The organism is Streptomyces sp. NPDC000878 (assembly GCF_053599695.1).
This window is the reverse complement of record NZ_JBSFMT010000017.1, coordinates 143181-157561: the sequence shown is the minus strand read 5'-3', so window position 1 is coordinate 157561 and position 14381 is coordinate 143181. Positions and strand designations below refer to the sequence as shown.

The window sequence follows — 14381 nt, the reverse complement described above, 5'->3', positions numbered from 1 at the left end:
CCCGCCCGCACCCCGTCCAGCCCGTCCGGCGTTTGAGGACGAGGCCGTTCAGGCCGACAGCGGGGGTCTGGGGGCGCAGCCCCCAGGGATGGGACGGGTAGGGGCGGCGAGGGCGAGGAACTCACATGCGGGACACATTCCGCTCGTACACCAGCCGCAGCCCGATCAGCGTCAGCCACGGTTCGTGTTCGTCGATCACGGACGCCTCCCCCAGCACCATCGGCGCCAACCCACCCGTCGCGATCACCGTCACATCGTCCGGATCCTCCGCCAGCTCCTTCGCCATCCGGGTCACCACACCGTCCACCTGGCCCGCGAACCCGTAGATGATCCCCGCCTGCATCGCCTCGACCGTGTTCTTGCCGATCACGGCCCGGGGCCGCGCCACCTCGATCTTCCGAAGTTGCGCCCCCTTCACCCCCAGCGCCTCGACCGAGATCTCGATACCCGGCGCGATCACGCCACCCACGTACTCCCCGCGCGCGGACACCGCATCGAACGTGGTCGCCGTACCGAAGTCGACGACGATCGCGGGACCCCCGTACAGCTCGACCGCGGCGACCGAGTTGATGATGCGGTCGGCGCCGACCTCCTTGGGGTTGTCGGTGAGGATCGGTACGCCCGTCTTCACGCCGGGTTCGACCAGCACCGCCGGCACATCGCCGTAGTAGCGCCGCGTCACCTCGCGCAGCTCGTGCAGCACCGACGGCACGGTCGCGCAGATGGCGATGCCGTCGATGCCGTCGCCCAGCTCGTCGCCGAGGAGCGGGTGCATGCCCATGAGGCCCTGGAGGAGGACCGCGAGTTCGTCGGCGGTGCGGCGCGCGTCCGTGGAGATGCGCCAGTGCTCGACGATCTCGTCGCCGTCGAAGAGCCCGAGGACGGTGTGCGTGTTTCCCACGTCGATGGTCAGCAGCATGGCCGTGTACCTACTCCGCCGCTCGCAGGTCGAGACCGATGTCGAGGATCGGCGAGGAGTGGGTGAGGGCGCCGACCGCCAGGTAGTCGACGCCGGTGTCGGCGTATTCCTTGGCGTTCTTGAGGATCAGCCGGCCTGACACCTCCAGGATCGCGCGACCGTCCACGACCGCTACTGCCTCGTCGCACTCGCCGGGGGTGAAGTTGTCCAGGAGGATCAGGTCGGCGCCCGCGTCGACGATCTCGCGCAGTTGGTGCAGGGTGTCGACCTCGACCTCGATCGGTACGTCCGGGAAGGCGTCCCGTACGGCCTTGAAGGCCTGGGCGACGCCGCCGGCGGCGACCACGTGGTTGTCCTTGACGAGGGCCGCGTCCGACAGGGACATGCGGTGGTTGACGCCGCCGCCGCAGCGGACTGCGTACTTCTCCAGGGAGCGCAGGCCGGGAGTCGTCTTGCGGGTGTCGCGGACCTTGGCCTTGGTGCCCTCCAGAACGTCCGCCCACGCGCGCGTGGCGGTCGCGATGCCGGACAGCCGGCACAGAAGGTTCAGCGCGCTGCGCTCGGCGGTGAGCAGGTCGCGCGTGCGCGTGGTGACCGACAGGAGCTTCTGGCCTGCCTCCACGCGGTCGCCGTCCTCGACGTGCCGTTCGACCTCGAACTCGTCGGTGCAGACCACGGAGACGACCGCCTCGGCGATCCGCAGACCGGCTACGACGCCTCCCTCTCGGGCGGTGAAGTCGGCGGTGGCGCGGGCTTCCTCGGGGATGGTCGCGACGGTCGTCACGTCGACGCCGTGGTCCAGGTCCTCCTGGATGGCGACGTTGGCGATGTCCTCGACCTCCAGGGGGTCGAGGCCGGCGTCGGCGAGGAGGGCGGCGAGCGCGGGGTCGAGGCCGCACTCCAGGTAGACGTCGTCTGCCAGGTCGGGGTCGGCGCCGCAGGCGCAGCCGTCGCCGCAGCCGCCGCTCTGGGCGAGGGGAAGGTCGGGGGTGCTCACGTCTGTCACTGCTCCTGGGGACGGTGCTCCGGCTGATGCGGCCGGGTCGGGGGGAAGTCTGCGGTGTCGGTGGTGTGTACGGCCAGCGTCCGGTCCGGATTCAGCCGTACGACGATGTGGCGGTGCCAGGTCGTGTCGTCGCGCTCGGCATGGTCCTCGCGCCAGTGGCAGCCGCGGGTCTCCTCGCGCTGCCTGGCGGCGGTGACCAGGACGCGGGCCACGCACAGGAGGTTGGTGGCCTCCCAGGTGTCGACGCCGGGTTCGGCGGTCTTGCCGTTCTCGTCGAGGGCGTCGCGGGCGTCGGCGTGGAGCCGTTGGAGGGCCGTGGCGGCGGTGTCCAGGGAGGCGGCGGAGCGCAGTACGCCGGCGCCCTCGGTCATGATGCGCTGGATCGCGAAGCGGGCCTCGGGGGCGAGCAGCGGGTGCGCGGGCTTCTCGGGGTGCGGAACGGGGGCGGGCACGCGCGCGTGGAGGCCGTCTCCGCCGTGGGCCGCGGTGATGTCGGCGACGATGCGCTCGGCGTAGACCAGGCCCTCCAGGAGCGAGTTGGAGGCGAGCCGGTTGGCGCCGTGGACGCCGGTGCAGGCGACCTCGCCGCATGCGTACAGCCCGGGGACGGTCGTACGGCCCCGGGAGTCGGTGCGGACGCCGCCGGAGGCGTAGTGGGCAGCCGGGGCGACCGGGACGGGCTCGGTGACGGGGTCGATGCCGTGGGCGCGGCAGGAGGCGAGGATCGTCGGGAAGCGGTGCTCCCACATGTCGGCGCCGAAGTGCCGGGCGTCCAGGAACATGTGTTCGGCACCCTGTTCCAGCATCCGGCGCGTGATGCCCTTGGCGACGATGTCCCGGGGCGCGAGTTCGCCGAGTTCGTGCTGGCCGGTCATGAAGCGCACACCGTCGGCGTCGACGAGATGGGCGCCCTCGCCGCGTACCGCCTCGGAGACGAGCGGCTGCTGGCCCTCGGCGTCGGCGCCCAGGAAGAGCACCGTGGGGTGGAACTGGACGAACTCCAGGTCGCTGACCTCGGCGCCCGCGCGCAGGGCGAGGGCGACTCCGTCGCCCGTCGACACGGACGGGTTGGTGGTCGCCGAGAAGACCTGGCCCATGCCGCCGGTGGCGAGGACCACGGCGGGCGCGTGTACGGCCCCGACGCCGTCGTGCTGGCCCTCTCCCATGACGTGCAGGGTCACGCCCGCCGTACGGCCGTCGGCGTCCGTCAGGAGGTCCAGGACGAGCGCGTTCTCGACCGTACGCATGCCCCGTGCGCGGACGGCCTCGACGAGTGCGCGGGAGATCTCCGCGCCGGTCGCGTCGCCGCCCGCGTGCGCTATCCGGCGGCGGTGGTGGCCGCCCTCGCGGGTCAGCTCCAGTCCTCCTTCGGAGGACTCGTCGAAGTGGGCGCCGGTCTCGATGAGCCGTCGTACGGCGTCCGGTCCCTCCGTGACAAGGATCCGTACGGCCTCCTCGTCGCACAGGCCCACGCCGGCCACCAGGGTGTCGTCGAGGTGCTGTTCGGGGGTGTCGCCCTCTCCCAGGGCCGCCGCGATACCGCCCTGGGCCCAGCGGGTGGAGCCGTCGTCGAGGCGGGCCTTGGTGACGACGACCGTCTTGAGGCCGGCCGCGTCGCAGCGCAGGGCAGCGGTGAGTCCGGCGACGCCGGAGCCGACGACCACGACGTCCGCGGCGAGGGCCCAGCCGGGGGCGGGGGCGTGCAGCCGTATGCCGGTGGCAGTGCCGGCGCGGCTGCCGGCGGTGGGGCCTGTGGTGGTCACGAGGCGGCTCCGGGGGTTCCGAAAGTGAGAGGGATGTTGTCGATCAGCCGGGTCGTCCCGACCTTGGCTGCGACGGCGAGGACGGCTTCGCCCGTGAAGTCGTCCGGGATCTCGGTGAAGTCGGCGGGGTCGACCAGGGCGAGGTAGTCGAGCACCAATGGGGGCCGGAGGCGGGCCGCGTCGTCCAGGAGGAGGCGGGCGGCGGCGCGGACGGCGGCGGGACCGCCGCCGGGGACCTTCGCGACGGCGTGCGCGTCGGCGGCGGCCCGGGACTCGCCGATGGCGCTGAGGGCCTGGGCACGCGCGTGCGTGGCGGGCACTTCACGGGCCCGCGCGCGCAGCGCCTCCTGCGCGGCGTGCCGGTCGCTGCCCGCGAACAGGGCCTGGGAGAGGGCGAGCGCCGTACGCCGTTCCTCGGTGGAGAGGTAGCGGTTGCGGCTGGACAGGGCCAGGCCGTCGGCCTCGCGCGCGGTCGGTACGCCGACGATCCGCACGCCGAAGTTCAGGTCGCGGACCATCCGGCGGATCATCGCGAGCTGCTGGGCGTCCTTCTGCCCGAAGAAGGCCACGTCGGGCCGGGTGAGGTGGAGCAGCTTGCCGACGACGGTGAGCACGCCGTCGAAGTGCCCGGGGCGGGTGGCCCCTTCGAGCCGCTCCCCCATGGGGCCCGCGCTGATCCGCACCTGGGGCTGACCACCCGGGTAGACCTCGTCCACGGAGGGGGCGAACACGGCGTCCGCGCCCGCCTGTTCGGCGAGCCGGACGTCGGCTTCGAGGGTGCGCGGGTAGCGGTCGAGGTCCTCGCCCTGGCCGAACTGGAGGGGGTTCACGAAGACGGTGACGACCACGAAGCCCTTGGGGCCGACGTGTTCGCGGGCGGCCCGGACCAGGGTGGCGTGGCCCTCGTGGAGGGCGCCCATGGTCATGACGACGGCGTTGTGCCCGGGCACGCCGATGTGCGCGTGGGCGTCCGCCAGTTCGTCGGTGTCGGACAGCAGTCCCCAGAAGCGGCTCATCGGTCTCCCCCGTCGCTGTCGGTGCTCTCGGGGTTCGCGGGCGGGGTCGTGCCGCCCGCGAGCACCCCGAGGAGGTCCTCGGCCAGCTCCGGCTTCAGGAGGCCGTGGGCGAGGGCGCGGTCGGCGGTCGCGCGGGCCATCGCCAGATACCCGGGGACGCTCTGCGGGGAGTGCTTGCGCAACTCCGCCACGTGGGCCGCGACCGTACCGGCGTCCCCGCGCGCGACGGGCCCGGTGAGGGCCGCGTCCCCGGAGCGCAGCGCGTTGTCCAGGGCTGCGCCGAGGAGCGGGCCGAGCATCCGGTCGGGGGCGTCGACGCCGGCCGTGCGCAGCAGTTCCATGGACTCGGCGACCAGCGTGACCAGGTGGTTGGCGCCCAGGGCGAGAGCCGCGTGGTAGAGCGGGCGGCTCTCCTCGGCGATCCATTCGGGCTCGCCGCCCATCTCGATGACGAGGGCTTCGGCGGCCAGCCGCAGCTCGGGGCGCGCGGTGACCCCGAAGGAGCACCCGGCGAGCCTCTGGACGTCCACGGGAGTGCCGGTGAACGTCATGGCGGGGTGGATGGCCAGCGGCAGCGCACCGGCCCTCAGGGCGGGGTCCAGGACCTTCGCGCCGTACCGCCCGGAGGTGTGCACGAGCAGCTGTCCGGGCCGTACGGCGCCGGTCTCGGCGAGGCCCTCGACGAGGCCGGGCAGGGCGTCGTCCGGGACGGTCAGCAGGACCAGCTCGGCGCGCTCCATGACCTGGGCGGGCGACACGACGGGAACGTCCGGGAGCAGCTGGGCGGCCCTGCGGACGGAGGCGTCGGAGACCGCGGAGACGGCCACCGGACGGTGCCCGGCGAGTTGCAGGGACGCGGCCAGCGCGGGGCCCACGCGTCCGGCGCCGACCACGCCGACGGTGAGTCGCGCGGGGCGGTCCCTGGGGTCTGGCTGTTGGAATGTACTCACTCGACGACGGCCTTCCCGTTCCAGTCCGCTCGGGGTACCGGACGATGTACCGGACGTATTTCTCGTCATGTTAACGCGATCGGTCCGAGGGGCGTCCGGTTGTCCACAGGCTGTGGGTACGCGGGAGCCGTCCGCGCATGGCACCCGCGGAAATCCGGGTGACCCTTCCGACCCGCGCGCGGGATGATCCGGAGCATGAGCGACACGACGGAAGAGGGCGGGCGACCGGGCGACGAACCCGGCGGTGAGCACGGTGGTGAGCACGGTGGTGAGCACGGTGGGAAGGCCGAGCGGCGGCTGCGGCGCCGGGCCGCGCTCCGGAGCGCCGAACGTGTCCTGGCGCGCCCGGGGTTCCTGGGCACGATCGGGCAGCGGCTGGCGCTGCTCGACGCGGCGCGGGAGTCGTACGACCTGGACGAGCCGTCCGACATCTACGGCGGCGGGATCGTCGAGACCCTGGAGGAGCGGGTCGCCGGACTGCTCGGCAAGGAGGCCGCCGCCTTCTTCCCGACCGGCACGATGGCCCAGCAGGTGGCGCTGCGCTGCTGGGCGGGCCGCACCGGCAGCCCGACGGTGGCCCTGCACGCGCTCGCCCACCCCGAGTTGCACGAGCGGAACGCGTTCAGCACGGTCAGTGGACTGCGCCCGCTGCGGGTGACGGACGAGCCCAGGCTCCCGACGGCCGACGAGGTACGCGACTTCGACGAGCCCTTCGGGACGCTGATGCTGGAACTGCCCCTCAGGGACGCCGGTTTCGTGCTGCCGACCTGGGAGGAGCTGTCCGAGGTCGTGGCGGCGGCGCGGGAACGCGACGCGGTGGTGCACTTCGACGGGGCCCGCCTGTGGGAGTCCACCACCCACTTCGGCCGCCCCCTGGACGAGATCGCGGACCTCGCGGACAGCGTCTACGTGTCGCTCTACAAGTCCCTCGACGGCTACGGCGGCGCCGTCCTCGCCGGTCCCCGAACCCTCGTCGAGGAGGCGAAGGCCTGGCGGCACCGGTACGGCGGCGCGATCTTCCAGCAGTTCCCGACGGTCCTGTCGGCCCTCGTCGGCCTGGACCGCGAGCTGCCGCGGCTGCCGGAGTACGTGGCCCACGCGCGCGTGGTCGCCGCCGCGCTGCGCGAGGGCCTCGCGGCGGCCGGGGTGCCGTGGACGCGCGTACACCCAGAGGTGCCGCACACCAACGAGTTCCAGGTCTGGCTGCCGTACGACCACGAGGTCGCCGCGGAGGCCGCGGTCCGGCAGGGCGAGGAGACGGAGACCCTGCTCTTCGCCAACGAGTGGGGCCGGGGCGGCCCGGGGATCGCGGTCACCGAGGTGTTCGTCCGCGCCACCGGCCTGGAGTGGACGGCGGACGACGTGAAGGCGGCGGTGACGGAGTTCGTGGCACGGCTGTAAGCACATCGCCGGGGGCGTTGTCAGTGGTGGGGTGCACCATGGCTGCATGAGCGTGAGCATCGACGTGTGCGGGCTGGGGCGGGAGCAGATCGCCGTCGTGCCCTCGCCCCTGGCCGAACTCGGCATGGCGCTGCACGCCCTGACCGAGCCGGGGCACCACCCCCGGCTGCAGGGCTGGGCGACAGGGGTGACCGCCGGGCTCGACCCGCATCTGGCCGACCGGATGTGCGAGGCCGACTTCCTGTGGCGCTCCACGTTCTCGGACCTGTTCCTGCCGTTCGCGGGCCTGGGCGCGGGCACCCTCCCCGGCGGCACACTCGCCGCGGAACTCGACCAGCTGGACCGGCTGACGGACGAACAGTTCGTGGACGCCTGCCTGGAGTTCACCTGCGCGCTGCCGTACGACGAGCAGGGCGCCGGCGCGCTCGCCGACCCCCGGGCACGGCAGCGGGCCCTGGATCTGGCCGTCTCGCGCGGCCCCCTCCAGGTCCGGTTCACCAGACGCCTGCTGGACGACCCGCCCCGGATCCGCACCTGGCTGCGTCAGCTGCTGGCCGACTGCGACGAGGCGTTCTTCGCCGAGACCTGGTCCCGGCTGCACCCCCAGCTCACGGCGGACGCCCGCCACAAGACGGACCTCCTGCGCCACAAGGGCCTGCCGGAGGCGCTGGCGTCGGTGTCGTCCGCGGTCACGCTCGACGAGGCCGCGGGCCGGATCACCATCGACAAACTCGGCAACGGCCACACCACGGCGGCGGGCAGTCTCCTGCTCGTCCCGACGAGCCTGGGCTGGCCGCATCTGATGGTCCTGCACCGGTACGGCTGGCAGCCGGTCCTGCACTATCCGGCGGGCTCCCCCGAACTCGCCGCCCCGCCCTCGGTCGAGCAGCTCGGCCTGCGGCTGACCGCACTGTCCCACCCGGTGCGGATCCGGCTCTGCCGTCAGCTGGCCCGCAGCTCGTTCACGACCACCGAGCTGGCCCGGACGCACAACATGACGGCACCCGAGATATCCCGGCACCTCGCCGTCCTGCGCAAGGCGGGCCTGACCACCACCCGCCGCCGCGGCCGGTACGTCCTGCACCAGCTGGACGTGACGATGGTGGCCCGACTGGGCAGCGACTTCCTGGAGGGGATCCTCAGGTAGCCGCCGCACGCGCGGAGGCGATCAGCCGCCCCCACCCGCCCGCACAAGCCCCGTCTCATAAGCGAGGACGACCACCTGCACCCGGTCCCGCAGCCCCAGCTTGGTCAGGATGCGGCCCACGTGGGTCTTCACGGTCGCCTCCGACAGCACCAGCCGGGCCGCGATCTCGCCGTTGGACAGGCCCTGGGCGACCAGGATCATGACCTCGCGTTCGCGTCCGGTGAGCCGTTCCAGTTCCTTGTGCTGGGGCTGTGTGCCGGTGCCCGGCAGCAGGGGCGCGAAGCGGTCGAGGAGCCGCCGGGTCGTCGAGGGCGCCACGACGGCGTCGCCGCTGTGCACGGAGCGGATGGCGGTGAGGAGTTCACCGGGCGGCACGTCCTTGAGCATGAAGCCGGACGCGCCCGCCTTCAGCCCGGAGAAGGCGTACTCGTCGAGGTCGAAGGTGGTCAGGATCAGCACCTTGGGCGGGTTCTCGCCCTGGCAGATGCGCCGGGTCGTCTCCACCCCGTCGAGCTTCGGCATGCGTACGTCCATCAGCACCACGTCGACCTCGGTCTCCCGCAGCACCTGGAGGGCCTCGACACCGTCGCCCGCCTCGGCCACGACCTCCATGTCCGGCTGGGCATCAAGCACCATCCGGAACCCGGTGCGCAGCAGCACCTGGTCGTCGACGAGCATCACGCGGATGAGCATGGCGAGGTCCTCCGATAGATCGAACATGCACACCCATATCGAACGTGCACGTGTCAGTGAGCGGGTTTGAGCGGCAGCAGGGCGCTGATGCGAAATCCGCCGCCCGGGCGCGGGCCCGCGTCCAGGGTGCCGCCCACCATGCCGACGCGCTCGCGCATGCCGATCAGGCCGTGCCCCTGTCCGTCGGCGCCGCCCTCCTCGTACAGCTCGTGCGGGGCGCCCTTGCCGTCGTCCTCGACCAGCAGGCCGAGGCCGTCGTCGAAGTAGACCAGGCGCACGCTCGCTCCGGTGTTCGGACCGCCGTGCTTGCGGGTGTTGGTGAGCGCCTCCTGCACGATGCGGTACGCCGTCAGCTCCACTCCGCTGGGCAGCGGGCGCGGGGTGCCCTCGATCTTGAAGTCGACGGGGAGACCGGCGCCACGGCACTTCTCGACGAGGTCGTCGATCTGCTCGACGTCGGGCTGCGGAACGTACTCCCCGCCCTCCTTGTGCTCGCCGGTGCGCAGCACGCCGAGCAGCCGGCGCATCTCGGCGAGGGCCTGGCGGCCGGTGCCGGAGATGGTCTCCAGGGCCTTGCGCGCCTGGTCGGGGGCGGAGTCGAGGACGTAGGCGGCGCCGTCGGCCTGGACGACCATCACGGAGACGTTGTGCGCGACGACGTCGTGCAGCTCGCGGGCGATCCGGGCGCGCTCGGCGGCGACCGCGACCTTGGCCTGGGCCTCGCGCTCCTTCTCCAGGCGGGCGGCGCGCTCCTCCAGCTGGGCGAAGTAGGCGCGGCGGGTGCGCAACGAGTCGCCGAGCACCCAGGCGAGGGCGAACGGCACGGCCAGGAAGACCACCAGGGCGAGATTGCCCGCGGTGCCCGTCTCCTTCTCCGGCCAGCGCAGCTGGGCCAGCGGGGCCGCGCACAGACCGCCGATCAGCGCGAACCGCGAGGCCCAGCGGGGCCCGCTCGCCGCCACCGTGTAGACGATCACCAGCATGGCGAAGTTCGCGGGCAACGGCTCGACGTCCAGCGCCAGCTGCGCCGCCCCGACCACGGCTGCCAGCACGAGCATCCGCTCGGGCACGCGCCGGCGCAGGGCGATCACCAGGGACAGCGCGAGCGACACCAGGACGATCGCCGCCCGGGACTGAGTGCCCCCGGTCTCGCTCCCGACGGCTCCGCCCAGCGCGGAGATCCCGAACAGGCAGACGGCCCAGAAGCCGTCGACCCATGTCGGGTGTCTGCGAAGGAAGTCATAGACACGTTGCACGTAACCCAGAGTAGGGAAGCGTTCTGTGCGCGGGGGTCAACCGGAGGGTCGATCCGCAACGCCCCGGCGTACTCCCCAAGGTGGAGACCCCGTCCCCTGGGTGGCGGGGGTCCGCGCCCTAGCCTGACCCCGTGGCAGGAGAGACGGTGGACGCGACGGCGGGCGGAACAGCGGGCGAGTGGCACGGCTGGCGTGCGGCGACGCGGGAGGCGCTCTACGGCGAACAGGGTTTCTACCGGCGGCCCGAGGGCCCCGCGGGGCACTTCCGTACGTCCGTCCACGCGTCGCCGCTCTTCGCCGGTGCCGTGGCCCGGCTGCTGTGCCGGGTCGACGAGGCGCTGGGCCGGCCCGCGTCGCTCGGCTTCGTCGACATGGGCGCCGGCCGGGGCGAACTCGTCACCGGCGTCCTCAGGGCCCTGCCCCCGGAGGTGGCCGCCCGCGCGCGTGGGTACGCCGTCGAGCTGGCCGACCGCCCCGTGGACCTCGATCACCGCATCGAGTGGCTGACCGAGCCCCCCGGCGGCATCACCGGACTGCTGTTCGCGAACGAGTGGCTGGACAACGTCCCCGTGGAGGTCGCGGAGGTGGACCCGGCGGGCGTACCGCGCCTGGTTCTCGTACGACGGGACGGCACCGAGCGGCTCGGGGAGCCCCTCTCCGGGGCGGAGGCGGAGTGGCTGGCGCGGTGGTGGCCGCTGCCGCCGGAGCCGGGGGCGCGGGCCGAGATCGGGCTCCCCAGGGACACCGCCTGGGCCGCCGCCAGAGCCACCGTCGAGCGCGGCCTCGCCGTCGCCGTCGACTACGCGCACACATCCGCCACCCGGCCGCCCTTCGGGACGCTCACCGGCTTCCGGGCCGGCCGGGAGACCGCGCCCGTGCCGGACGGCTCGTGCGATCTGACCGCCCATGTGGCGCTGGACGCCTGCGCGGGGCCGGGAGCACGGCTGCTGACCCAGCGGACGGCCCTGCACGCCCTCGGAGTGACCGGCGGGCGCCCTCCCCTGTCCCTGGCGTCCACGGACCCCGCAGCGTACGTACGGGCCCTGGCGGGCGCCGGAGAGGCCGCCGAGCTGACGGCGACGGGCGGGCTCGGGGACTTCGGGTGGCTGCTGGGGCCGGCGGGCATCCCCGACCCGCTCCTCTGAGGACCCGGCACTGAGAAGCGGGCCCTACTTGTCGATGTCCCCGACCACGAAGAACAGCGACCCCAGGATCGCCACCATGTCCGCGACCAGCGTCCCGGGCAGCAGTTCCGTGAGCGCCTGGATGTTGTTGAAGGACGCCGAGCGCAGCTTCAGCCGGTACGGGGTCTTCTCGCCCTTGCTGACGAGGTAGTAGCCGTTGATGCCGAGGGGGTTCTCGGTCCACGCGTACGTGTGCCCCTCGGGCGCCTTCAGGACCTTCGGCAGCCGCTGGTTGATCGGTCCCGGCGGCAGCTCGGCGAGGTGGTCGAGGCAGGCGTCGGCCAGGTCGAGGGCGTTGTGCGTCTGCTCCAGGAGGCACTCGAAGCGGGCGAGACAGTCGCCCTCCTGCCGGGTGACCACCTTCAGGGTGTCCTGCAACTCCCCGTACGCCAGATACGGCTCGTCGCGACGCAGGTCGAAGTCCACGCCCGAGGCGCGCGCGATGGGCCCGCTCACGCCGTACGCGTGCACCGCCTCCGCCGAGAGCGCGCCCACACCGCGCGTGCGCCCCCGGAAGATCTCGTTGCCGAGCACCAGGTCGTCGAACCGGTCCATGCGCGAGCGCAGGGACGCGACGGAGGCACGCGCGCGGGTGGTCCAGCCCGCCGGGAGGTCCTCCTTGAGGCCGCCCACGCGGTTGAACATGTAGTGCATGCGCCCGCCGGAGACCTCCTCCATGACGTGCTGGAGTTCCTCGCGCTCCGTGAAGGCGTAGAAGATAGGGGTGATCCCGCCCAGCTCCAGCGGGTACGAGCCCAGGAACATCAGATGGTTGAGGACCCGGTTCAGCTCGGCGAGCAGTGTGCGCGTCCACACCGCGCGCGTGGGGACCTCCATGCCGAGCATCCGCTCCACGGCGAGGACCACGCCCAGCTCGTTGGAGAACGCCGACAGCCAGTCGTGCCGATTGGCCAGCATGATGATCTGACGGTAGTCACGCGCCTCGAAGAGCTTCTCCGCACCGCGGTGCATATAGCCGATCACCGGCTCCGCGTGCTGGATGCGCTCACCGTCGAGCACCAGCCGCAGCCGCAGCACGCCGTGCGTGGACGGGTGCTGAGGCCCGATGTTGAGCACCATGTCGGTGCTCTCCGCGGCGCCGCCGACACCGACCACGGTCTCCGTGGGACCCGTCGTGAGACTCATGGACACAGTCTGTCGTACGTACGCTTGCGGCATGGAGACCGGGAGCCCGGATACCGCGGGCGAAACGCGAGGCGAGCAGCACGGCGAGCCGGTGTGGACCGGGCTGCCCCGGGACCTGCTGCGGATGCGCCGGCTGCTGCTGGTGGTCTGGCTGGTGCCGCTGACGCTCGGCACGGGACTGCTGCTCGGCCTGCTCTGCGGCCCCGCCTGGGCGGCCTTCGCGCTGCTGCCGCTCGGCGTGCTGCTGTGGGGCTGGCCGATGCTGGGCCGCAACTGGGCCTCCTGGCGGTACGCCGAGCGCGCCGACGACCTGCTGATCAGCAGGGGTGTGCTGTGGCGCGAGGAGACGATCGTGCCGTACGGGCGGATGCAACTCGTCGAGGTGACCTCGGGGCCCGTCGCGCGGCACTTCGGGCTGGCCAGCGTGCAGCTGCACACGGCCGCCGCCGCGACCGACGCGCTCATCCCCGGCCTCGAACCGGCCGAGGCGGAACGCCTGCGGGACCGGCTCACCGAGCTGGGCGAGGCCCGATCGGCGGGGCTGTGACGACCCCCGGCACCGACACCGACGTCCCCATAGAGAACGGCAAACAGCCGGTCGTCGAGCAGCGGCTGCATCCCGTCACGCCACTTCGGCGCGCGTGGGCGCCGGTCGCCGTGCTCATCGGGTGGGCGGTGCACGACCCCGACCAGGCGCAGCGCCAGCTGACCCGGCTGGCGACCACGACCCTGCTGCTGGGCCTCGCCGTGTGTGTGCTCGGTGGCGCCCTGTACGGCTTTCTGACCTGGTGGTTCACCCACTTCGCGGTGACCGACACCGAACTGCGCATCCGTACCGGCCTGTTGTTCCGGCGCACCGCGCACATCCGGCTCGAACGCATCCAGGCCGTCGACATCACCCAGCCGCTGCTGGCCCGGGTCGCGGGCGTCGCCAAGCTCAAGCTGGACGTCGTAGGGACGGACAAGAAAGACGAGCTGGCCTACCTGGGCGAGGGGCACGCGCGTGCCCTGCGGGCCGAACTGCTCGCCCGCGCGGCCGGTTTCGCTCCCGAGCACGCGCACGAGGTCGGCGAGGCACCGGCCCGGCAGTTGCTGCACATCCCCGCGCGCGTGCTCGCCGTCTCCCTGGTGCTGACCGGCGCGACCTGGGGCTCGCTGGCCGCCGCACTGGTCGTACCGCCGTTCCTCTGGTTCGCCACCCACAGCCTGTGGACGGTGCTCGCGACCGGCGTACCCCTGCTCGGGGCGGCGGGCGCGAGCAGCGTGGGACGGTTCGTCGCCGAGTACGACTGGACGGTCGGCGAGTCCCCGGACGGGCTGCGCATCGACCACGGGCTGCTCGACCGTACGCACGAGACGGTGCCGCCGGGGCGGGTACAGACCGTACGGATCGTGGAGCCGCTGCTGTGGCGGCGGCGCGGGTGGGTCCGGGTGGAGCTGGACGTGGCGGGCTCGTCGAACTCGGTGCTGGTGCCGGTGGCGCCGCGCGAGATCGCGGAGGCGGTGATAGGCCGGGTGCTGCCCGGGGTGAAGGTGCCCGCGTCGCTGTCGCGTCCGCCGCACCGGGCGGGCTGGTGCCTGCCGTTCTGGTGGCGCGGCTACGGCATCGCCGTCACCGACAGCGTCTTCGTCTCCCGGCACGGGCTGCTGCGCCGCAGCCTGGCCCTGGTCCCGCACGCCAAGGTCCAGAGCGTACGGCTGGAGCAAGGGCCCTGGGCGCGCTTCAAGGGCCTCGCGGACGTCCATGTGGACACGGGGGCCAACAAGACCGTCACAGCCGGTCTACGGGACACCCAGGAGGCCGCGGAGCTGCTGCGGGGGCAGGCGGAGCGGTCCCGGACCGGACGGCGGGACGCGCGACCGGACCGGTGGATGGCGTAACGGGGCTCCCGCGCGCGTG

General features: G+C 72.9%; 13 protein-coding genes. 5 read left to right on the top strand and 8 right to left on the bottom strand.

Going from position 1 to position 14381, the window contains the following annotated elements; genetic code table 11:
* Positions 1-121: 121 nt before the first annotated feature.
* Genes ACWDR4_RS18205 through ACWDR4_RS18185 form a run of 5 tightly spaced genes read right to left on the bottom strand, consistent with a single transcriptional unit; the run spans position 122 to position 5654 of the window.
* Complete coding sequence (locus ACWDR4_RS18205; protein ID WP_450409590.1) at positions 122-919, bottom strand: type III pantothenate kinase; 798 nt, start codon at positions 917-919, stop codon at positions 122-124.
* 10 nt (positions 920-929) lie between these two features.
* Positions 930-1916 (bottom strand): carboxylating nicotinate-nucleotide diphosphorylase, encoded by a 987-nt coding sequence (gene nadC / locus ACWDR4_RS18200; protein ID WP_450409588.1) that lies wholly within the window; start codon positions 1914-1916, stop codon positions 930-932.
* A gap of 5 nt (positions 1917-1921) precedes the next feature.
* The gene (locus ACWDR4_RS18195; RefSeq protein WP_450409586.1) at positions 1922-3688 is read right to left on the bottom strand and encodes an L-aspartate oxidase; all 1767 of its coding nucleotides are present in this window, start codon (positions 3686-3688) and stop codon (positions 1922-1924) included.
* Entirely contained in the window at positions 3685-4704 is a 1020-nt protein-coding gene (panC, locus tag ACWDR4_RS18190; protein WP_450409584.1) for a pantoate--beta-alanine ligase, read from the bottom strand. Before panC ends, ACWDR4_RS18195 begins: the two co-directional genes overlap by 4 nt.
* The gene (locus ACWDR4_RS18185) at positions 4701-5654 is read right to left on the bottom strand and encodes a Rossmann-like and DUF2520 domain-containing protein (RefSeq protein WP_450409582.1); all 954 of its coding nucleotides are present in this window, start codon (positions 5652-5654) and stop codon (positions 4701-4703) included. Before ACWDR4_RS18185 ends, panC begins: the two co-directional genes overlap by 4 nt.
* Before the next feature lie 195 nt (positions 5655-5849).
* Between ACWDR4_RS18185 and ACWDR4_RS18180 the strand changes: the two genes are divergently transcribed.
* On the top strand, positions 5850-7055 hold the full coding sequence (locus ACWDR4_RS18180) for a threonine aldolase family protein (RefSeq protein WP_450409581.1): 1206 nt from the start codon (positions 5850-5852) through the stop codon (positions 7053-7055).
* Between the two features lie 46 nt (positions 7056-7101).
* A complete protein-coding gene (locus ACWDR4_RS18175) occupies positions 7102-8202 on the top strand; it encodes a DUF5937 family protein (RefSeq protein WP_450409579.1) in 1101 nt (366 codons plus the stop codon).
* Between the two features lie 21 nt (positions 8203-8223).
* On the opposite strand, the gene ACWDR4_RS18170 is transcribed toward ACWDR4_RS18175, so the two are convergent.
* The gene (locus ACWDR4_RS18170) at positions 8224-8895 is read right to left on the bottom strand and encodes a response regulator (RefSeq protein ID WP_450409604.1); all 672 of its coding nucleotides are present in this window, start codon (positions 8893-8895) and stop codon (positions 8224-8226) included.
* Between the two features lie 53 nt (positions 8896-8948).
* Complete coding sequence (locus ACWDR4_RS18165; RefSeq protein WP_450409577.1) at positions 8949-10151, bottom strand: sensor histidine kinase; 1203 nt, start codon at positions 10149-10151, stop codon at positions 8949-8951.
* A 131-nt stretch (positions 10152-10282) separates the two neighbouring features.
* Between ACWDR4_RS18165 and ACWDR4_RS18160 the strand changes: the two genes are divergently transcribed.
* A complete protein-coding gene (locus ACWDR4_RS18160; RefSeq protein WP_450409576.1) occupies positions 10283-11296 on the top strand; it encodes an SAM-dependent methyltransferase in 1014 nt (337 codons plus the stop codon).
* A gap of 24 nt (positions 11297-11320) precedes the next feature.
* On the opposite strand, the gene ACWDR4_RS18155 is transcribed toward ACWDR4_RS18160, so the two are convergent.
* Entirely contained in the window at positions 11321-12481 is a 1161-nt protein-coding gene (locus tag ACWDR4_RS18155; protein ID WP_450409574.1) for an NADH-quinone oxidoreductase subunit D, read from the bottom strand.
* A 31-nt stretch (positions 12482-12512) separates the two neighbouring features.
* On the opposite strand from ACWDR4_RS18155, the gene ACWDR4_RS18150 reads away from it, so the two are divergent.
* Both ACWDR4_RS18150 and ACWDR4_RS18145 read left to right on the top strand, forming a co-directional pair.
* A complete protein-coding gene (locus ACWDR4_RS18150) occupies positions 12513-13028 on the top strand; it encodes a PH domain-containing protein (protein ID WP_450409572.1) in 516 nt (171 codons plus the stop codon).
* Positions 13025-14362, top strand: coding sequence for a PH domain-containing protein (locus tag ACWDR4_RS18145; protein ID WP_450409570.1), 1338 nt, complete (start codon positions 13025-13027; stop codon positions 14360-14362). Before ACWDR4_RS18150 ends, ACWDR4_RS18145 begins: the two co-directional genes overlap by 4 nt.
* Positions 14363-14381: the final 19 nt, after the last annotated feature.